We start from the raw sequence: 17822 nt of genomic DNA on the forward strand, positions 1-17822 counted from the left end.
AATAGCCAGTTATTGAAACAACTGGTGATCGGGCGCCATGTCACAAACCGTCAGCGCTGCTTTGGCGCGCAAACTGTCTGTTGGACGAAAAGATCTGGGCGATCGCCCGCGTTCGGTTCTGCGGGCGCTGCGTTTGGGGTTTGCGCGGGCGGCAAGTGATCGATTGAACCTTCCCTTGGCTGTCATCGGGGCAAAACAGGCCAGCCGCACGCAGGATGACATGGTGGAATCAGTCGCTCAGGATTGGCTGATGTTGGTGTTTGACGGGCCCGAGGGGCGCGCAGGGATTTGCCTGAGCCCGCATATGGTGTCCGCCATTGTGCAAACCCAGACCATCGGTGAAGTACTGCCCGGTGATCCTGACCCAAGGGCCTTTACGGATACGGACGCCGCCATGGTGGCGCCATTTATCGAAACCGCTCTGACCTTGACCGCCGGCTCAATAGACGCCGCGGCCGAGCAGGTCTGCCTGACGGGATACGAGTTCGCGGCACGTACGAAAGATTCGCGCGGCTTGTCGTTGGCCATGACTGAAGATGAATACCGCGTCTTCGATCTGACGGTTGATCTGGCCGGCGGGGCGCAGCAGGGACAGATCTCGATCTTTCTTCCAGAGCATCCTGCCACGCCGGAAAAGGCAGAGGAGGGCACGGACCCGGCCGGTCCCCGGCTTGAGCAGGCATCGGGTGTTGTTCGGGCGGAACTGAACGCCGTCTTGTGCCGGATGTCGCTGCCACTGTCCGATCTGTCAGAGATTCAACCTGGATGTGTCTTGCCATTGCGCGGCGCGCGCCTGGACAGAACTGAGATATTGACCATCGACCGAAAGCCAACGGGCATTGGCCGCCTTGGTCAATGTGGTGGGTTGCGCGCCGTTCGGTTGAACGAACATTCGACCCTGCCCGCCTTGTCGGGGGACGAAGCGCAGGGGTTCATCGAAAGCCGAGGGAGAATGCAGCCGCACGATGACCTGGTCGAACCGGTTTCCGGCGCGGTGGATGTCATGCCTCCGGCAATAGAGGACGCGGGTTTGGACCTGATGGACCACGATCTGTCACTGAACGATTCCGAACGGATGGTCGCAGAGATTTCGCAACTGGCTGGCCTTGACGCGGCCGACACGAATCCCAGCACGGAATAGGGTCTAGCCTGCCTTGCTGCGGAAGTGTTCCAGGGCAGGGCGCAGGTTTTCCAGTTGATACCCGGCATTTGTCGTGGCAGCCAGAATGTCGTCCGTGCTCATGCGGTCGCATTGACCAAGGGCCCAGACCACCGAACACCGAGTGCCCGAGGCGCAATAAGCCAGAACCGGGCCATCGCAGCTTTCTGCCAGGTCACGCTGCTGCTTTGCAATCTCGGGCGTCATGGTCTGGTGAGTCAGTTCCAACACCTCGTATTCCATGCCTGCCGCACGGACGGCTTCACCGATCGCGTCGGATTGCATGATCGCGGGAACCTCAACATCGGGCCGGTTGCAGATCACCTTGACGAAGCCTGCCTCGGCAATTGCCGGGACGTCTTCTACAGTGATCTGCGGTGAGACAGCATAGCGGGGCGTGATCGGTCGAATCTCCATGCCAAATCCTTAGGCCGCGTTTGCGGCTCTGTCCAGTTGCGCCCCCAGCGTTGGCGCGATGAACATGCCTGCAACCATCGCAATCAGGAAGACTAGGCCACCCAAACCACCATATGTCAGCGAGGCCATCGCCGGTCCCGGGCAAAGCCCGGCCAAGCCCCAGCCCATTCCGAACAGGACGGAACCAATGATGAGCCTGCGATCAACCTCGGACCTCGGAGGAGGTGGAAAATCGCCTCCGGTCAAGGCCTTGCACCCAGAGGTCAGCCTCCAGGCCACAAGCATCGGCAGGATGGCGCCGCCCATCACAAAGGCTAGGGTCGGGTCCCAGTTTCCGAAAACATCCAGCCAGCCCTGAACCTTGGTCGTGTCCGTCATGCCCGAAACCAACAATCCGGCACCGAACAGGGATCCTGCGAGCAAAGCAATCAAAAGGCGCATCAGATCAACCCCCAAACATGGCGCAGCAGGACGAGAGTCATTCCGCCGGCAAGGATATAGAATACGGTGGCCACGATGCCGCGCAGAGAAAATCGCGAGATGCCACAGACCCCGTGACCCGACGTGCAGCCATTGGCGATACGCGCTCCCACACCGACCAGAAGCCCGGCCACAACAACAAGGCCCAGATTGCTGGTGAGATGCGTTTGGGCCTCGGGGGCGATCAGTGGCCGTAGCAGAAGCGGCATACCGATCAACCCGGCGATGAAGGCCAGGCGTTCGGCTTTGGTGTCGCGGGCCTCACCGTCGACAAGGCCACCCAAAATGCCGCTTGCACCCATGATCCTGCCATTTCCAAGCAGGTACACGGCTCCGCCCAGGCCAATCAGCAGGCCACCGCACAGCCCCCAGATCCACTCGATGTTCATGTGGGATTATCCTTTTTTGATTGACTTGACTTGCGTCAGATTTTGTTCACCGGCAGCTTCAGGAATACATCGCCTTGCTCATCGGCGGGCGGCATTTGCCCCGCCCGCATGTTGACCTGCAAAGAGGGCAGGATCAGGCGCGGCATGGCAAGGGTGGCGTCCCTTGCGTCACGCATTTCCACGAATTCTTCGATGCTGCGTCCTTGTCCGATATGGACGTTCAGCGCTTTCTGTTCACCTACCGTCGTCTCCCAGGCGTATTCATCTCGGCCCGGCGCTTTGTAGTCGTGCCCGACAAAGATGCGCGTTTCGTCCGGCAGCGACAGGATTTTCTGGATCGATTCAAACAGTGTGGCTGAGGAGCCTCCGGGAAAATCGCAGCGCGCCGTGCCGAAATCCGGCATGAACAGCGTGTCGCCCACAAAGGCGGCGTCGCCTATCACATAGGTCAAGCAGGCCGGGGTATGGCCCGGGGTATGAAGTACATCGCCGCGCATCTGCCCAATGTGAAAACTGTCCCCCTCCGAGAACAAGGCGTCGAACTGGCTGCCATCGCGCTGGAACTCGGTTCCTTCATTGAAGACTTTGCCGAACGTGTCCTGCACGGTGACGATCTGAGCGCCAATTCCGATTTTGCCGCCCAGTTCCTGTTGCAGGTAGGGGGCCGCAGACAGGTGATCGGCGTGAACGTGGCTTTCCAGAATCCATTCGACCTTTAGATCGTGCGCGCGCACAAAGCCGATGATTGCGTCAGCCGATTTTGTCTCTGTGCGCCCCGAAGCATGATCGAAATCCAGAACACTGTCGATGATGGCGCAGGCACGCCCTTGCGGTTCATGAACAACGTAGGACACCGTGAAGGTTTGATCGTCAAAAAACGCTTTCACTGCGGGTGTCATGATTTCCTCCGTATCGGTTGTCATTATCATATATGTAAAATGGAATGTGATGCAACATCGAACCTGTGTTTGATGCGCGTCAAGGCATTCACGATAAAAACAGCTTAAACTTTAGCCCATCCGCGCCGGATTGCCGAAAACGCGAATGTGTTGGGCAATATCCCGCACAATTTCAGGTTAATATCAGCGGGTCTTATTCCCGTTACCTATATCTGGGATACTGGCGACACTTGGGAGGGTATTATGACATCGACAAGTCTTTATTCCGAAGCAGAACGGCTTGAACAAGAGCTCAGAAATGCGTGCCTTGATACGCGTTTGGCGCTTCAGCCGAGTGTGAGCAAGGTTGTCGACCGTATGCGACAGCAGGGGATGCAGGTGCCGTCCCGCCTACGGCGTCTGGATGCAGCCCTGTGTGAAGACGCTATGGAAGCGCAGTTCGACAACTTGCCGATTTGAAACAAGTGGTCATCCAAAGGATATCCCGAGGATGACCAGCATCAATCCAAGGACGGACAGGAACAAAGACGCCAAGTTCCAGGGCAAAACGCCCTGAACGGTCGCGCGCAGTTCGTCGTCTGACAGACCCGCCTTGCGCGCTTTCATCACGCGAAGAATACACCAGATCAGGCCGGCGAGGCCGGTCAGAGAAAGGGCTGCGCCGCCCCAAGTGATGAACTCGAACATGGTGCCCTACATCTCTTCGTGAACTACCCCCGCGCTTACCGGATCGGATCACTCCGTACAAGTGCGCTTGGGGATTGTGTGGGATTGGGTGCTTGCGACCCGGGCGGCGGCATTGTATCCGGCTTCCTGCATCAGATTTCAGCCCTTGGGACGGACGCGTATGGAAGGCATCATCAAAGATCAGGCTGCCCCCAACTGTCGCGTGACTGCCGATGAGCCGTGCCAGTTCATCGAACGGTTTGAGGGGCTGGATGCGGTGAATACAACCTGGTGGAACAACGGAAAGAAGCCATGGCTGCGGCTCGGGCACGTCGTTGCTTCTGCCTCTCGAAAACTGTTTTGTGTGTAGCAACCAAAGCTTGAGGCGAATACAGGTGGTATGAACTGTATTCTCTTAGCGGTGATGATCCAGAATTGGGAAGAATTGGATGAGCATGTCGGAAGAAGCAGAAGCAAGTTACAAGGTCACCTCTGGGGAGTTGCGCCAATTTGTTGAGCGTATCGAGCGCCTGGAATTGGAAAAGAAAGACATCGCGGATCAAATAAAGGAAGTGTACGCAGAGAGTAAATCGCGCGGCTACGACGTGAAGGCTCTTCGCAGCATCATTTCTCTCAGAAAAAGAGATAAGGATGATATTGCCGAGCAAGAGGCTGTCATCGAGATGTACAAAGAAGCCTTGGGCATGAACTAAGGCCGGTTCATTGGGAACAGCGTTTCAACCAGCTGCCAACAGCGATGTCTTTTGGAGCCAAGAAAAACGCTGGCCACGGATTGGAACAGAGCACTGCCTCCTAGGGCGAAGACCTCAAATATCGCAGCCCTAGGTGGCAGTGCGGTTATCCTTGAAAAAGAACAACGGGTATTTGGTTTCAATGCCCGTCAGAAATTGCGCCTCCGCACAATGCGTTAAACTGGTGACGCTACCTGTTCTTCGCGCAGGGTCGCCTCAACCGTGTTGTTCGAACACCTTGCGCAAGTAAGTGAAGAATTTTCCGTACTGAATGTCGTTGGCCTGTGCCGTCTTTTTGAACCAAGCCTCATCTTCTTCCAAAATTGAAAGATGCAACTGCCCTACATATTGAGACCTCGGTCTGCCGGTTGTTCGAGTTGGTTTTTCACCCGAAGCAAGGTGCGGTTTGACGAAAATCTTGTGTTCTTCTTCAAGAGCCTTCCGCTCGAGGAATGGACGGAAACATTCGGACCCGAGCGTCTCACTGGTGCCTTGCTCGACCGGCTGACCCACCATGTCAGCATTCTGGAGATGAACGGAGAAAGCTATCGCCTGGCATAGAGCAGGGCTCGGCAGAATTCCTAAAACACAGAAAAGATTGGTCCTGGCGGACCAAGACGCCTTGGCAACCGCCAGCTTTATCGGAGCCCGTTTGCCAAGGCGCCGGTCACCCAATCAGTGGACGACTTTTGCTCCGCCCCATGGCAGGTTTTTACGCCGCCGTTGACACTTTTTGACTTCCATGTTTTTGATGCGCAGCTCGGCCAGGCGGGCTTTCAACGAAAAGGCTTTGACACGGTTATTTCGGGGCATCTTTGTCTCCTATTTTAGCGGCGCTTGTATTGGGCTGACTGGCGAACCCGCTCTATCAGCAGTTACTTTTTGAATATCGGGTGGATAGAAATTCTAAAAAGGTGATCATAATTTAAATTTAAATAGGAAAAACCTATCCATTGGAGGCTGGCATCGTGGGTAGTGATGTGACTTTGAAGCAGTTGGCATACTTTGTCGCGTTGACCGAAGCGCGACACTATCGGCGTGCGGCTGAACGCCTTGGCATCAGCCAGCCTTCGCTTAGTCAACAGATCGCCGGTTTGGAAGCCGTGCTCGGTGTCCAATTAGTCGAGCGTGGTCAGCGGGGAGCAATCCTGACCCCAAATGGTCGGGAAGTTCTGGCGCAGGCGCGACGGGTGCTTGAGGAAGCGGAAACGCTTAAGGACTTGGCGCGAGATGCCAGCGCCGGTGTCAGTGGCACCATCCGGTTAGGAACATCTCCCACATTGGGTCCCTATTTCCTCCCGTATGTTATGCGGCACCTACATACGTCTTTTCCTTCACTTAAGTTGATCGTTCGAGATGCAGCACCGCTGGTTCTGCAAGAAGAGCTTCTTCGCGGTCAGCACGATCTAATCCTCACACAGCTTCCGGTACGATCAGCCGACTTGGAGGTAGAGCGCCTATTCCGGGAGCCACTAAAGCTGACCGTCGCAAAAGATCATGCGCTGTCGAGCAAGTCTGAAGCCCAAGATGCGGACTTGGCCGGGCAAGACGTCCTTGCTTTGACGTCGACTTATGTGTTGCACAATCAGATTGTCGCTCTGTGCGAGGAATTGGGTGCCAATCCACGGCAAGACTACGAAGGTACAAGTCTTGATGCCTTACGGCAAATGACTGCGTGAAACATGGGTGTCTGCTTTCTGCCTGCTCTATATGTTCGTTCCGAGGTTTCCCCGGACACCGGCGATGTTTCTGTCCTATCGTTTCGCAAGGACCGTTTCACAAGGTCCGTTGGCTTGGTCTGGAGAAAACGTTCAGCGCACAAACGCACTATAGAAATTATAGGAACCATTTTCCGGTCAGTTGCGCGCGACAAGTTTGCCGATTTGCTGACTCCAGAGTGAGTTGCTAAGCAGCAAGCTTGATCACTTTAGAGTTCTGTTTTGTCTTATCACACATTTCGCTGAGTTGACTAACTGACGCCGGCAAGACCACTGGAACCGATACGCACCTCTGGTCGCCGACCGGACGCGTCGAAAGAAGCGTTGCTGCGATCGATCCTGGCGGATGGACGAAACCTACGTGCGCGGCAAAGGGGAATGGGTCTACTTGTATCGCGCAGTCGACAAACACGGTAAGACTCTTGATTTCATGCTGTCCAAACGGCGGAACAAAGCTGCAGCAACGAAGTTCTTCGCACGTGCGCTTGAGGTAAACGGGCTCCCAAGAAAGATAGTGATAGACAAAAGCGGTGCTAACACCGCCGGTATCAAAGCCGTCAACAGATGTTGAAGGGCTTTGGTTGTCCGATCCCAATCGAGATGGAGAGGTGGAAATTCCTAAACAACATTATTGAGCAAGATCACAGATTTATCAAACGCCGGATCCGACCAATGCTCGGCTTCAAATCGTTTGTATCTGCTTCCGCTACGCTTGGTGGGATTGAAGTGCGAAGATGATCCGAAAGGGTCAGTTCGGACTCGGAATCTGTCCGTGCAAGCAATTTGCGGAACTAGCCAACTAAACACAGCTAGTTTCGAGCCGCATTCCGACTTTAAAAAAGAATGCGACAAAGCCTTTAAATAACATTGTGGAACAGGACCATCGCTTCATCAAGAGACGCACGCGACCGATGCTAGGGTTCAAGGCCCTCGCTTCAGCGGCGACAACGCTTGACGGAATCGAAGTGTCGCACATGGTCCGCAAGGGCCAACTCACGCCCGGCCTCTGCCCATTTCAGCAGTTCGTTGAGCTCGCCACCTGACGCGCGAGCGATTGCTGAAACAACTCAATGGGCTTAAATCATTGCAACAAAACCCCTCAAAACAATGCAACAGTCCCAAGGAAACGTCCGCGCGAAAAATGGGAAGTTGCGATAAATCCCGGTTCGCGCAAGGGGTCGGCTATTTACTGACGATTTCCACGGTATAGGCGCGCCGCACCGAGGCCGGCGGCGGCGGGAAGGGCGCGGCGGCCCGGACCTGTGCCAGTGCGACCTGATCCAGCCGGGACGAGCCCGAGCTGCGGGCAACGCTGACCGAGGCCAGCGCGCCGCTGTCGGCGATGCGAAAGGCCACCCGAACCGAGCCTTGGATGTTCACGCTTTTGCGCCTCGCCCGCAGGATCTTGCGCTTGACCAGACCGGCATAAGTGCTGGCCTCGGCATTTCCCTGCTCCTGCGCGGCGCGGTTCGTCCGTTTCGCCGAGGCCGCCCCCGTCGCCGCTTTGCCGGTGGCGCTGCCCTTTTTGCGGCTGACTGCGGCATTGCCGGTCGGGGTGGGCGGCTTTGGGGGTCGGGCCTGCTGCGGCTGGGGTTTTTGCAGGGTCGGCGTATGGGCGCTCTGCCGCCGGGCCGGGGCCTGCGCCTGCAACCTGGTGGCCGGCTGCGCGCGCGCACGGTCGGCCGGGGCCTCTGGCGCGGTCCGGGCCGGGGCAACGGGTGACTGCTGCGCGGCCGCCGGGGGCGGGGCCATGGTTCCAGCCGCGTAATCCCGGAACGAGGACCCCAGCGCCGCAGGGGCAACCGTGCCACCGCCTTCGACGAAAACCGCCTCGTCCGTGTCGAATTCGAACAGGGCGGCGGCGTGGGTCGCGGCGGCCAGCACGACCAGCGCGGCGGCCATGATGCGGGATTGCGGGATCATGGCAGGCCCCGCTCGGTCACGACGAAGACCCGGTTGGCGCCCAAGGTACGTAGGGCATCGCTGACCTCTTTCAGCCGCACTGCCGGCAAGGCCCGGTCGGGCACCAGCCGCACGGTATCCAATGGCAGGTCGATCGAGGCGCGCTCGACATAGGCCGCCACATCCGTCAGCTCGGCCCCGCGATATTCCAGCACGCCGTCGGCGCGGATGACCAGCGCATCCGGGGGCTCGCGCCCTTCAAGATCCGCCGTCCGCACCAGTTGCACCGACTCGTCCAGAGGCGGCGCCAGCGTGCCTGCGATCATGAAGAAGACCAGCATCAGAAAGACCACGTTGATCAGGGCGATCGTCGGCTCGCGGCCGGGTTTCGTTTTCGGGGTCAGCCGGATCATCCGATGACCTGCGTGCTGAGCCGAGACACGGGTTCCAGCGCGGTCAGCAAGTCGATCAACTGCTGCGAGGTCGCCCCGCCGCCCAGGCTGATCAAGGCCAGCTGGTCGGTTCGGCCGTCGAACCGTGCGGCGACCGCGTCGGGCGCGACTTCGGTGCCGTCGATCAGGATGCGGTCGCGCTCCAGCTTGATGAACCGGATGGGCCGCTGGGCCTGCGACCCGCCCGCCGCGGCGGTGGTCAGTTCGATCTCGGCGTATTTCGAGAAGGTCGAGGTGAGCATGAAAAACAGCAGCAGCAGAAAGATGACATCGATCAAGGATGTCATCGACAAGCGCCGGTGCCGCCTTTTGCGGGTTTCAAGCGCCATGTGCCAGCGCCTCGGAGGACGGAATGGCCGGACGTGGCGCGGCGGCGTGGCCGGGGGCAAACACCGTGCGCAGGGCGCGGTTGGTAAAGACCCGTTCGCGGGTCATGCGCGCCTCGAACCAGGTCAGGACAAGCGAGGTGGGCATGGCCACGGCCAGCCCCGCGGCGGTCGTCATCAACGCAACCCAGATGCCGCCGGCCAGCAGCGCCGGATCCACCGCGTTGCCGGCCTCCTGAAGGGTGCGGAAGGCCTCGATCATGCCCAGCACGGTGCCGAACAGCCCCAGCAGCGGCGCAAGCTGCGAGACCATGTCCAGCGCGTTCAGCCCGCGTTCCAGCCCGGCAAAGCGCGCCTCGGCCTCGGCATCGGCGCGGTCCATCAGTTCCGGCCCGTGCCCGTCCAGCGCCATGGCGACCACCGGCGCCAGATAGCTGCGGCTTCGGTCCAGATGCGCGCGCGCGGTTGCCCGGTCGTTGCGGTCCCAGGCTTCGATGGCCAGCGACAGCTCGACATGCCGCCCGACCCCGGCGGCCTTGTATTGCCACAGCTTGTAGAGGATCAGCGCCATGGTCGCGACAGAGGTCGCGATCAGCACCGCCACGACCGGGCCGCCCAGGTCCAGAATTGCGGTCAGTCTTTGCAGAAACGCATCCATCGGATCATCCAATCAACTCGGTTTCAAGGCGGCTGCGCAGCGTCAGGCCGGACAGGCAGGCATCGGCCAGATCACCGGGATAGGCGCAGTCCTGCACCCCGTTGATCAGGATCCGGCTGATCTGATTGCAGGCAAGGCCGGTGAATTTGAACTGGCGCACGCGGGGCCGCCCGGCGGGCAGGTCCTGGAAACCCAGCAGCGTCAGCAGGGCCACTTCGCCTTGCGCGCCGAACAGCACCGTTTCATAGACGGCGCCGCCGATATCCGCGGGATGGGCGTTTTCGACCACGAAGCTCAGCAGGCAGCCCTGATCTTGGTCCACGGCCGAGCTGAGCTCGATCGTGACGCCGCCCGCTCGCTGCGTGTTCTCGGCACTGGCCAACCCCGCCCCCGCGATGGGGGGCAGGGCCAGCAGGACCGCCCGAACAAGGTGATGCACGGCTTTTGTCATGACGGGTCCTTTCCGTGTGGGTTCAGAAGGTCTTGGCCAGGGTCAGCTTGAAATTCCGGCCCGGCGAATTGCGGGTCGACAGGTTCGGCTGATAGGCCTTGTCAAAGATGTTCTCGATCCCGGCGCGCAGTTCGAACCCGGCCAGTGCGCCTTCTTGCGGCAGATAGGTCGTGCGCAGGGTGTTCACCCCGTACCCGCCCACCGGATCGCCCGAGGAATCGAGCCCCGACTTGGCGCCGAAGATCTCCCAGCTGACATCCAGGGTTTCGCCGAACCGCTTGCCCAGGGTGATCCGCGCAGAATCCGTGGGTTCATTGCGCCACGGCGATCCGATGCCCGCCGCGTTGAATTCGGTGGCGCTGACGATATTGGCGTTGAAATCGACGTAGAAGCCCGTGGCATGGGCATAGGAGGCTTCGATCTCGACGCCCTCGGTTTCGACCTTGGACAGGGGCCGTGACGGCCTGCCCGACACGTACGAGGTGATGTCCCACAGATCGGTGCTGTAGACATTGACCTTGGCGCGCAGGACGTCGCCGGCGGCGAAGATGTCGCCGCGGTCATAGGAAAAGCCGGCCTCCCAGGTGCGGGATTTCTCGGGCTGGGTCATGTAGAGCGGTGTGCCCAGATCGTCGATGATCGGCAGGCTTTCGGTATAGGCCCCGCCCGCGAACACCGCGAAGCCGCTGGCGAATTCATAACGGGCTGACAGGCCGCCCATCAGCGCGTCGTTGTCATATCTGCCGTTGAAGGGCGCGACCGCGTCGCTGTTGCCTTTGATGTCTTGCGTTTCGTAACGCAGCGCGGGCGTCACGGTCAGCTGGTCGCTGAACTGGATGTCGTCGACGGCAAACAGCGCGATGCGGCGGTCGGTGCCACCCGGCGCCGATGGGGCATCCAGCCGCTCGCGGTCGATGAATTCCACCCCGAACCGCAGATCATGCGACGCCGCCCCGGTCTGGAAATACGCGCTGTTCTTGATCGTCAGCTTGGTGGTTTCGTAATTGTGCGTGGCATCGGCCAGCGCCCGGATGCCGGGGAAGAAGGGCGTTCCTTCCCGGCTGGACGAACCGGGCACATAGCTGCTGTCGATGGACTGCTCGGAATAGCTGAGATTGACGTCCAGATCGACCAGATCGTTGCCGGCCGGCCGGTACTGATAGCGCAGAACGGCGATCCGGGTTTCGATGTCGCGGTCCACGTTGCCGAAGGCGCCCGCCGTCGTGCCGAAGGAATCATAGGGCACGTCGCGCTCTTCCGAGGTGGACTGGTTCCAGGACGCGGTGATCGAATGTTCAAGATTGTCGCCAAAGCTGTATTTCCCCTTGGCCAGCAGCGAAGGCAGGGTGAAGGCGCTGTTGCCGATCGTGTCGCCGTTCCCGTCCTTCTGATCGTCCTGGTCGCGATAGGTGTAGTTGAACAGGAATTCGGTCTGCCGGTTGGGTTGCCACGCCAGGATCGACGACGAGGCGAAGCCGCTGCCGTTGGAATACCCCTCGAGCGTCTGGCGGAAGCGGAACCCCGGCTCGCCGCCGGTAAAGTCGGACGCGTCCTTGGTTTCCAGCTGAACCACGCCGCCGACGACGCCCGAGCCGTATTCGAAGGACCCCACCGTGCCGCGGATGACCGAGACGCTTTTGTACAGTTGCGGATCAGTGAACAGCTGGTTGCCGATCCGGTACAGCTCTTCCGCGCCGGTGGTGGCGCCGTCGACCAGGATCAGAACCTTCTGATCGGTGCCGAAGGTGCCGTTGGCCCCGTATCCGCGGATATTGATGCCCGATCCTTGCGGGGTCGAGCCGTTCACCAGGGTGACGCCGGGAACCGAATCGATCAGCTCGGCCACCGTGTTGGCCTGACGGTCATCGATCTCTTCCTGGTCGATATTCGTGACCGGAACGGATGTGCCGGTCTGGATCTCGCGTTTGCTTTCGCCCAGCTCCAGGGTCCCGAGGAACCCGTCATCCTGTTCCTGCGCCCAAACCATGGACGCCATCAAACCAAGGCAAGAGGCAGTCCCAAGCAGGCCTGCAATATGAGTACGCGCACGCATTTCTGTCCCTTCGACACAAGTGTGAGGACCGGAGATGCTTGCAGGTCGCTGGCGCTGGTCGTTTTTTTTGCTGTTTTTTGGAATCGCCTTTTCGCGGCGACTTGTGCTCGTTAATAAAGGTGACTAAAACAGTCAACATAATTTCGTGCCTGTAAATACAGCACTGCCAGCAGGTCACTGATTGCGATCAGCGCCCGGGCCAGCACCCCCTTGGAACCACGATGAAGACGGGAAACCCGCTATGGAACAGGTGCTTATGGCTCCTCAGGATATTCGTGCTGCCTATGCGCAGAAAACAGGCCAGCGAGACCGCGATTTCGCGGAATCGCTGGGGTTGAGCGAGGGCCAGCTGGTCGCGGCCTTTGCCGGGCAGGGCGTGACGCGTCTGACCCCCGGCCTTGACGGGCTGTTCGGCCAGTTGGCCGGCTTGGGCGAGGTCACGGCGCTGACGCGCAACCCGTCCTGCGTGATCGAAAAGATCGGGCGATACGACAATTACCACAGCGGCCAGCATGCCGCGATGGTGCTGACCGAAGAAATCGACCTGCGTATGTTCCCCGCGCAATGGCACCATGTCTTTGCCGTCGAGCGGGAAACCGAAGCCGGTCTGCGCCGCTCGATCCAGGTGTTCGATGCAGCCGGGGACGCGGTTCACAAAATCATCCTGCGGGATGGCTCAGACCTGGGCCACTGGGACAGCTTGGTTCGGGCATCGGCCGCCGAGGATCAAGGCCAGACGATGGCGGTCGTGCCGCGCAAACCGGCCGAAGCGCCCAAGACCAATGCCGACAAGGCCGACGCGCTGCGCCGCGAACGGGCAAAGATGACGGACACGCACCAGTTCCTGCGCCTGACTTCCAAGCTCAGGATGAACCGGCTGGGCGCCTATCGCATCGCGGGCGAACCGCTGGCCCGCGCGGTTGATCCCGCGGCGGTCACCGGCCTGTTCGAACAGGTGCGGGACCGGCAGATCGAGGTGATGATCTTCGTCGGCAACCGCGGCTGCATCGAGATCCACGGCGGCCCGGTGCAAAATCTTCAGCAGATGGGGCCGTGGTTCAACGTGCTGGATCCGGGCTTCAACCTGCATCTGCGCAGCGATCACATCGCCGAGGTCTGGGCCGTCGACAAACCGACCCAGCGCGGCCCGGCGGTCTCGGTCGAGGCCTTCGATGCGGACGGCGCCCTGATCCTGCAGATCTTCGGGCGCCGCACCGGCGAGGCCGATCATCGCCCCGCCTGGGATGCGCTGGTGGCCGCGCTGCCCGGACCGGCCGATACCGGAGCGGCATGATGCGGGGCCTGGTGACACTCTGCGCGGCTTTGCTGGTTTCGGCGGCGGCCGCGCAGGCCGAGAGCAAACGCGTGATCGCCATCGGCAGTTCGCTGACCGAGATCGTCCATGCCCTGGGCCAGCAGCACCGGCTGGTCGGCCGTGACCGCAGTTCGACCTGGCCGCCCGAGGCGGCGGATCTGCCCGATGTCGGGTATCGCCGGGCCCTGTCGCCCGAGGGCGTGCTGTCGGTTGCCCCCGACCTGATCCTGGCGCTCGAAGGGTCGGGCCCGCCCGAGACCATCGCGGTGCTGCAAGAGGCCGGCGTAGATTACGTCGCCATTGCCGACGAATTCTCGCGCGATGGCGTCATCGACAAGATCCGCGCCGTGGGTGCTGCGCTGGGGGTCGAGCCCGAGGCCGAAGCCCTGGCGGCCGAAACCGCACGCCGGCTGGACCGGGCGCTGGCCGAGTCGTCCGCCGCGCAGGACGCGCCGGTGAACGTGCTGTTCCTGCTTTCGGCACGGGGCGGCGAGTTTGTCGTCGGCGGGGCCGAGACCCAGGCCGACACCATCATCCGGATGGCCGGAGGCAAGAACGCGGCCGCCGATGTGACGGGTTTCAAGACGATGACGCCCGAAGCCATGGCCGCCACCGCGCCGGACGTGATCCTGATGATGGAGCGCCAGGGCGAGGCGATCCTCTCGGAGGAAGAGCTGTTCGCGCTGCCCGCGGTCCGGCTGACCTCGGCGGGGCAAAACCGGGCGCTGATCCGGATGCCCGGCGCCTATCTGCTGGGCTTTGGCCCGCGCACCGCCGACGCGGTCATGGATCTGTCGGCCGCATTGCGGGGCGTCAGGGGCTCATGACGCTGGCACTGGACAACGGCGCGCCCCCGTCCGCCGAGGCCCGCAGGTCGCGGGCGACATGGGTGACCCTGACCCTGATCGGCCTTCTGGCCGTGACCAGCGTGGCCAGCGTCTCGGTCGGCGCGTCCGGGGCCTCGCTGAAGATGGCCGTTTCAGATCTGCTGCATGGCCGGGGCCTGTCGGATCTGAACCGGATCGTGCTGTGGGATATCCGCCTGCCGCGGCTGGCGATGGGCATCCTGGTCGGGGCGGCGCTGGCGGTGTCGGGCGTGGTGATGCAGGGGCTGTTCCGAAACCCGCTGGCGGATCCGGGCATCGTCGGCGTCAGCACGGGGGCGGGGCTGGGCGCGATCACCGCCATCGTCTTCGGCAACCTTCTGCCCGCCGCCGTTCTGGCCTGGGTCGGCAGTGGCCTGGTCGCGGTTGCCGCCTTTCTGGGCGGCTGGGCGTCGGTCTTGATCCTCTATCGCGTTTCGACGCGCCAGGGGCAGACCTCGGTCGCCACGATGCTGCTGGCCGGTATCGCCCTGGCGGCTCTGTCCGGCGCGGTGTCCGGGGTAATGGTGTACGTCGCCGACGATCAACAGCTGCGGGATCTGACCTTCTGGGGCATGGGGTCACTGGCCGGCGCGACCTGGACCAAGGTCGCCACCGCCGCGCCCTTGATACTGGCGTCGATCCTGTGCGCGCAGCGTCTGGCCCGCGCCCTGAACGGCCTGGCCATGGGCGAAGCAGTGGCGCGTCACATCGGCATTCCGGTGCAGCGCAGCAAGAACATCGCGATCCTGACGGTGGCCGCCGCCACCGGCGCGGCCGTGGCCGTGTCGGGCGGGATCGGGTTCATCGGCATCGTCGTGCCGCATCTGCTGCGGCTGAGTACCGGCCCCGATCACCACCGGCTGCTGGTGAATGCGGCCTTGCTGGGCGCGGCCCTGTTGCTGGCCGCCGACATGATCAGCCGGGTGATCGTGGCCCCGGCCGAGCTGCCGATCGGCATCGTCACGGCCATTCTGGGCGCGCCGGTGTTCTTCTGGATCCTGCTGCGCCGCCACGGATCGATGGGAATGTGAATGATGAAAGCTGAAAATGTCGGCGTCCGCATCGGGCGCAAGCAGATCCTGCGCGATGTGGATTGTCTGGCCGAACCCGGACAGGTCACCGCGATCATCGGGCCCAACGGCTCGGGCAAATCCACCTTGCTCAGGGCGCTGTCGGGCGACATCCCGAACACCGGCCGGATCACCCTGAACGGCCTCGACATCGCGGCCCTGCAGCCCTGGGAACTGGCGGCGATGCGGGGCGTTCTTCCGCAATCCTCGGCGGTCGCCTTTCCCTTCACGGCGCTGGAAGTCGTACGGCTGGGCCTGCCCGGCGGCCTGGCCGACGGCGACGACGCCTTGCCGTCGCGCGCCCTGGCGCATGTCGATCTTGCGGGGTTCGAGCCGCGCTCTTACCATAACCTGTCCGGCGGCGAGCAGCAACGCGTGCAGCTCGCGCGCGTTCTGACCCAGGTCTGGAGCTCGGTGCGGCGCGACCGGCCGCGCTGGCTGTTGCTGGACGAACCCGTAGCCAGCCTGGACATCGCGCATCAGTTCACGGTTCTGCGCATCGCGCGCGAATTCGCCGATCAAGGCGGCGGCGTCGTGGTCGTGATGCATGACCTGAACCTGACCGCATTGTTCGCCGACAAGGTCTGCGTGCTGTCGAACGGAAAGCTCTGGCGCACCGGCACGGTTTCAGAGGTCTTGACCGACGATGTGATGCGGCAGGTCTATGGCATCGATCTGCCGGTCAGCACCCTGCCCACAAGCGGCGTTCCGTTCATCCTGCCGCAGGCGCGGGTGCCCTAGCGCCCCGGCCAGACCTGCACCACCGGATAGGAGGGTGCGTCCCGGGGGCCTGCTCGGCCGCATCGGCTGTGTTGAAGGCGATCCGGTAGAACAGGAAGGTCGCGTCGGGGTGCTCGGTTTCGCGATCGGCCCGGCCCAGCCACCTCTGGCTTTCGGGTGTTTGCTGAGATCGCAGGATAAGTGTGATTGGTAAGACGCTTACTCTGATCGTTCCAAAATTTTGCAACACAACCGGCGCTTTGTCGTTGCGCAGCATATTCCGGAATTCCGACTTCACTCTTCCCCACGATTGTCACGCTTTCGGCAAACCTGGTCACTATACTACGGTGGCGGTTTAACCGTGAGTGAGTGTTTTCAGTACGTTCTGTGCTCGGGGGTTGAAAGTCCCTGGGCGAAATTCAGTTGGTTTGGGCGTGTCACTTCGACCTTCAAGCAGGATGCGTTTGTCGTACTAGAGGATACGCAGATGCAGGGCGACCATCTGATTGCACAGGTTCGACATGATATCCATGGCGACTTCAGGAATGCTTGGGTGATCTCCTTCAAGCGCCGCCTATGCAAATTTCACGGTGCTCTCAATCCCCTGGGCAATCACGATGCCGAATTCGCCCAACGTGCTGCGTAGCGTGTTGCTGAGCTGTGTCCGTTGCCGCACGACAAGATCGCTGGCTAGGTTCTGGACCTATTAATTTGGTTGCCGCTTTCCCGCCTACGTGATTCATGTCCGTGAGTTTCAGGGGTATAACATGAGCAATCTATTCTGGCTGACCGATGAGCAGATGGCGCGGCTTCAGCCTTACTTTCCCAAGAGCTATGGTAAGCCGAGGGTTGATGATCGACGCGTACTGAGTGGGATTATCTTCATCAACCGCAATGGGCTGCGTTGGTCCGATGCGCCTCGCGAGTATGGTCCGTCAAAGACGCTGTACAATCGCTGGAAACGATGGAGCGATATGGGTGTGTTCGCTCGGATCATGAACGGGCTGGCTGCGGAGGGAACCGATCAGAAGACCATTATGATTGACGCAACCTACCTCAAAGCGCACCGCACGGCTTCCAGCCAGAGGTTGAAGAAGGGGGGCGTGGCAGGCTGATAGGGCGCACCAAGGGTGGCATGAATACGAAACCGCACGCCGTTACTGACAGCCTCGGACGCCCCATCCGCTTCTTCATATCCGCTGGCCAGGTGAGCGTTTACACGGGCGCCAGGGCTCTGGTAAATAGTCTACCATCGGCTGACTGGCTGCTGGGAGATCGAGGCTATGACGCAGACTGGTTCCGCGAAGCCCTTAATGACAGGGGAATAAAGCCCTGTATCCCAGGTCGAAAGTCGCGCGACAAGCCTGTCCGATACGATAAGCGCCGCTACAAACGACGCTACCGCATTGAAATCATGATCGGACGCCTGAAGGATTGGCTGCGCGTCGCCACCCGATATGACAGATACCCAAAGGTATTCCTCTAGGCCATCGCTCTCGCTGCTACAGTCCTATTCTGGCTGTAAATCA

At 60.9% G+C, this 17822-nt stretch carries 22 protein-coding genes and 2 pseudogenes; 13 read left to right on the forward strand and 11 right to left on the reverse strand.

Annotated elements, in window-relative coordinates; all coding sequences use genetic code 11:
- The first annotated feature begins 37 nt into the window (after window positions 1-37).
- On the forward strand, window positions 38-1141 hold the full coding sequence (locus tag GOW09_RS09415) for a FliM/FliN family flagellar motor switch protein (protein ID WP_171117660.1): 1104 nt from the start codon (window positions 38-40) through the stop codon (window positions 1139-1141).
- Between the two features lie 3 nt (window positions 1142-1144).
- On the opposite strand, the gene GOW09_RS09420 is transcribed toward GOW09_RS09415, so the two are convergent.
- The 4 genes from GOW09_RS09420 to GOW09_RS09435 are packed head-to-tail and all read right to left on the reverse strand — an operon-like array spanning window position 1145 to window position 3344.
- Window positions 1145-1576 carry a TIGR01244 family sulfur transferase gene (locus tag GOW09_RS09420; protein WP_171117662.1) on the reverse strand — a complete coding sequence of 144 codons (432 nt, stop codon included), beginning with the start codon at window positions 1574-1576 and terminating at the stop codon, window positions 1145-1147.
- A gap of 9 nt (window positions 1577-1585) precedes the next feature.
- Window positions 1586-2017 (reverse strand): DUF6691 family protein, encoded by a 432-nt coding sequence (locus GOW09_RS09425; RefSeq protein ID WP_171117664.1) that lies wholly within the window; start codon window positions 2015-2017, stop codon window positions 1586-1588.
- Window positions 2017-2445, reverse strand: a complete 429-nt coding sequence (locus GOW09_RS09430) for a YeeE/YedE family protein (RefSeq protein ID WP_171117666.1) — start codon at window positions 2443-2445, stop codon at window positions 2017-2019. Before GOW09_RS09430 ends, GOW09_RS09425 begins: the two co-directional genes overlap by 1 nt.
- Before the next feature lie 35 nt (window positions 2446-2480).
- The gene (locus GOW09_RS09435; protein ID WP_171117668.1) at window positions 2481-3344 is read right to left on the reverse strand and encodes an MBL fold metallo-hydrolase; all 864 of its coding nucleotides are present in this window, start codon (window positions 3342-3344) and stop codon (window positions 2481-2483) included.
- 243 nt (window positions 3345-3587) lie between these two features.
- Between GOW09_RS09435 and GOW09_RS09440 the strand changes: the two genes are divergently transcribed.
- Window positions 3588-3803: a hypothetical protein gene (locus tag GOW09_RS09440; RefSeq protein ID WP_152457361.1), complete on the forward strand. Its 216-nt coding sequence runs from the start codon at window positions 3588-3590 to the stop codon at window positions 3801-3803.
- Window positions 3804-3812: 9 nt separating this feature from the next.
- On the opposite strand, the gene GOW09_RS09445 is transcribed toward GOW09_RS09440, so the two are convergent.
- Window positions 3813-4031, reverse strand: a complete 219-nt coding sequence (locus tag GOW09_RS09445) for a hypothetical protein (protein ID WP_171117671.1) — start codon at window positions 4029-4031, stop codon at window positions 3813-3815.
- A 160-nt stretch (window positions 4032-4191) separates the two neighbouring features.
- Here GOW09_RS09445 and GOW09_RS09450 point away from each other — a divergent pair, with 160 nt between their 5' ends.
- The 6 genes and pseudogenes from GOW09_RS09450 (at window position 4192) to GOW09_RS09475 (ending at window position 7523) form a co-directional block, all read left to right on the forward strand.
- Window positions 4192-4380 carry a hypothetical protein gene (locus GOW09_RS09450; protein WP_171117673.1) on the forward strand — a complete coding sequence of 63 codons (189 nt, stop codon included), beginning with the start codon at window positions 4192-4194 and terminating at the stop codon, window positions 4378-4380.
- Between the two features lie 79 nt (window positions 4381-4459).
- The gene (locus tag GOW09_RS09455) at window positions 4460-4723 is read left to right on the forward strand and encodes a DUF2312 domain-containing protein (protein ID WP_152457363.1); all 264 of its coding nucleotides are present in this window, start codon (window positions 4460-4462) and stop codon (window positions 4721-4723) included.
- 477 nt (window positions 4724-5200) lie between these two features.
- Window positions 5201-5323 (forward strand): annotated as a pseudogene (locus tag GOW09_RS09460) (ATP-binding protein); the annotation flags it as partial.
- A gap of 392 nt (window positions 5324-5715) precedes the next feature.
- Window positions 5716-6441, forward strand: coding sequence for a LysR substrate-binding domain-containing protein (locus GOW09_RS09465; RefSeq protein WP_171117676.1), 726 nt, complete (start codon window positions 5716-5718; stop codon window positions 6439-6441).
- A gap of 319 nt (window positions 6442-6760) precedes the next feature.
- Window positions 6761-7283: pseudogene (locus GOW09_RS09470) on the forward strand (IS6 family transposase); the annotation flags it as partial.
- Between the two features lie 21 nt (window positions 7284-7304).
- A complete protein-coding gene (locus tag GOW09_RS09475; protein WP_367397115.1) occupies window positions 7305-7523 on the forward strand; it encodes a DDE-type integrase/transposase/recombinase in 219 nt (72 codons plus the stop codon).
- 139 nt (window positions 7524-7662) lie between these two features.
- Here GOW09_RS09475 and GOW09_RS09480 read toward each other — a convergent pair whose 3' ends face one another.
- The 6 genes from GOW09_RS09480 to GOW09_RS09505 are packed head-to-tail and all read right to left on the reverse strand — an operon-like array spanning window position 7663 to window position 12265.
- Window positions 7663-8403: an energy transducer TonB gene (locus GOW09_RS09480; RefSeq protein ID WP_171117678.1), complete on the reverse strand. Its 741-nt coding sequence runs from the start codon at window positions 8401-8403 to the stop codon at window positions 7663-7665.
- Window positions 8400-8795, reverse strand: coding sequence for a biopolymer transporter ExbD (locus GOW09_RS09485; RefSeq protein WP_171117680.1), 396 nt, complete (start codon window positions 8793-8795; stop codon window positions 8400-8402). Before GOW09_RS09485 ends, GOW09_RS09480 begins: the two co-directional genes overlap by 4 nt.
- Window positions 8792-9163 carry a biopolymer transporter ExbD gene (locus GOW09_RS09490; protein WP_171117684.1) on the reverse strand — a complete coding sequence of 124 codons (372 nt, stop codon included), beginning with the start codon at window positions 9161-9163 and terminating at the stop codon, window positions 8792-8794. The genes GOW09_RS09485 and GOW09_RS09490 overlap by 4 nt, the downstream gene beginning before the upstream one ends.
- On the reverse strand, window positions 9153-9818 hold the full coding sequence (locus GOW09_RS09495) for a MotA/TolQ/ExbB proton channel family protein (RefSeq protein ID WP_171117896.1): 666 nt from the start codon (window positions 9816-9818) through the stop codon (window positions 9153-9155). The genes GOW09_RS09490 and GOW09_RS09495 overlap by 11 nt, the downstream gene beginning before the upstream one ends.
- A 4-nt stretch (window positions 9819-9822) precedes the next feature.
- Window positions 9823-10269 (reverse strand): hypothetical protein, encoded by a 447-nt coding sequence (locus GOW09_RS09500; protein WP_174829384.1) that lies wholly within the window; start codon window positions 10267-10269, stop codon window positions 9823-9825.
- A 22-nt stretch (window positions 10270-10291) separates the two neighbouring features.
- Window positions 10292-12265, reverse strand: a complete 1974-nt coding sequence (locus GOW09_RS09505) for a TonB-dependent receptor domain-containing protein (protein WP_254442719.1) — start codon at window positions 12263-12265, stop codon at window positions 10292-10294.
- 298 nt (window positions 12266-12563) lie between these two features.
- Between GOW09_RS09505 and GOW09_RS09510 the strand changes: the two genes are divergently transcribed.
- The 5 genes from GOW09_RS09510 (at window position 12564) to GOW09_RS09530 (ending at window position 17779) form a co-directional block, all read left to right on the forward strand.
- A complete protein-coding gene (locus tag GOW09_RS09510) occupies window positions 12564-13616 on the forward strand; it encodes a hemin-degrading factor (protein ID WP_171117688.1) in 1053 nt (350 codons plus the stop codon).
- Window positions 13616-14464 (forward strand): hemin ABC transporter substrate-binding protein, encoded by an 849-nt coding sequence (locus GOW09_RS09515; RefSeq protein WP_254442711.1) that lies wholly within the window; start codon window positions 13616-13618, stop codon window positions 14462-14464. Before GOW09_RS09510 ends, GOW09_RS09515 begins: the two co-directional genes overlap by 1 nt.
- The gene (locus GOW09_RS09520) at window positions 14461-15534 is read left to right on the forward strand and encodes an iron ABC transporter permease (RefSeq protein WP_171117693.1); all 1074 of its coding nucleotides are present in this window, start codon (window positions 14461-14463) and stop codon (window positions 15532-15534) included. The genes GOW09_RS09515 and GOW09_RS09520 overlap by 4 nt, the downstream gene beginning before the upstream one ends.
- Entirely contained in the window at window positions 15535-16314 is a 780-nt protein-coding gene (locus GOW09_RS09525) for a heme ABC transporter ATP-binding protein (protein WP_171117696.1), read from the forward strand.
- Window positions 16315-17060: 746 nt separating this feature from the next.
- Window positions 17061-17779 (forward strand): IS5 family transposase gene (locus tag GOW09_RS09530; protein ID WP_171117698.1). Its coding sequence is split into 2 segments (ribosomal slippage): window positions 17061-17388 and window positions 17388-17779, totalling 720 coding nucleotides; the frame shifts between segments, so codons are not numbered across the junction.
- The last annotated feature ends 43 nt before the right edge of the window (window positions 17780-17822 follow it).

The organism is Ruegeria sp. HKCCA5463 (assembly GCF_013034175.1).
In the GTDB taxonomy this organism is placed as follows: domain Bacteria; phylum Pseudomonadota; class Alphaproteobacteria; order Rhodobacterales; family Rhodobacteraceae; genus Ruegeria.

Bases quoted from the DNA above. Each gene is read 5' to 3' on its own strand.
- GOW09_RS09440 (WP_152457361.1), top strand. From the start codon at position 3,588: ATGACATCGACAAGTCTTTATTCCGAAGCAGAACGGCTTGAACAAGAG.
- GOW09_RS09420 (WP_171117662.1), bottom strand. From the start codon at position 1,576: ATGGAGATTCGACCGATCACGCCCCGCTATGCTGTCTCACCGCAGATC.
- GOW09_RS09415 (WP_171117660.1), top strand. From the start codon at position 38: ATGTCACAAACCGTCAGCGCTGCTTTGGCGCGCAAACTGTCTGTTGGA.
- GOW09_RS09480 (WP_171117678.1), bottom strand. From the start codon at position 8,403: ATGATCCCGCAATCCCGCATCATGGCCGCCGCGCTGGTCGTGCTGGCC.
- GOW09_RS09505 (WP_254442719.1), bottom strand. From the start codon at position 12,265: ATGGCGTCCATGGTTTGGGCGCAGGAACAGGATGACGGGTTCCTCGGG.
- GOW09_RS09525 (WP_171117696.1), top strand. From the start codon at position 15,535: ATGATGAAAGCTGAAAATGTCGGCGTCCGCATCGGGCGCAAGCAGATC.
- GOW09_RS09520 (WP_171117693.1), top strand. From the start codon at position 14,461: ATGACGCTGGCACTGGACAACGGCGCGCCCCCGTCCGCCGAGGCCCGC.
- GOW09_RS09435 (WP_171117668.1), bottom strand. From the start codon at position 3,344: ATGACACCCGCAGTGAAAGCGTTTTTTGACGATCAAACCTTCACGGTG.
- GOW09_RS09490 (WP_171117684.1), bottom strand. From the start codon at position 9,163: ATGGCGCTTGAAACCCGCAAAAGGCGGCACCGGCGCTTGTCGATGACA.
- GOW09_RS09430 (WP_171117666.1), bottom strand. From the start codon at position 2,445: ATGAACATCGAGTGGATCTGGGGGCTGTGCGGTGGCCTGCTGATTGGC.
- GOW09_RS09495 (WP_171117896.1), bottom strand. From the start codon at position 9,818: ATGGATGCGTTTCTGCAAAGACTGACCGCAATTCTGGACCTGGGCGGC.
- GOW09_RS09445 (WP_171117671.1), bottom strand. From the start codon at position 4,031: ATGTTCGAGTTCATCACTTGGGGCGGCGCAGCCCTTTCTCTGACCGGC.
- GOW09_RS09510 (WP_171117688.1), top strand. From the start codon at position 12,564: ATGGAACAGGTGCTTATGGCTCCTCAGGATATTCGTGCTGCCTATGCG.
- GOW09_RS09515 (WP_254442711.1), top strand. From the start codon at position 13,616: ATGCGGGGCCTGGTGACACTCTGCGCGGCTTTGCTGGTTTCGGCGGCG.
- GOW09_RS09500 (WP_174829384.1), bottom strand. From the start codon at position 10,269: ATGACAAAAGCCGTGCATCACCTTGTTCGGGCGGTCCTGCTGGCCCTG.
- GOW09_RS09455 (WP_152457363.1), top strand. From the start codon at position 4,460: ATGAGCATGTCGGAAGAAGCAGAAGCAAGTTACAAGGTCACCTCTGGG.
- GOW09_RS09450 (WP_171117673.1), top strand. From the start codon at position 4,192: ATGGAAGGCATCATCAAAGATCAGGCTGCCCCCAACTGTCGCGTGACT.
- GOW09_RS09485 (WP_171117680.1), bottom strand. From the start codon at position 8,795: ATGATCCGGCTGACCCCGAAAACGAAACCCGGCCGCGAGCCGACGATC.
- GOW09_RS09425 (WP_171117664.1), bottom strand. From the start codon at position 2,017: ATGCGCCTTTTGATTGCTTTGCTCGCAGGATCCCTGTTCGGTGCCGGA.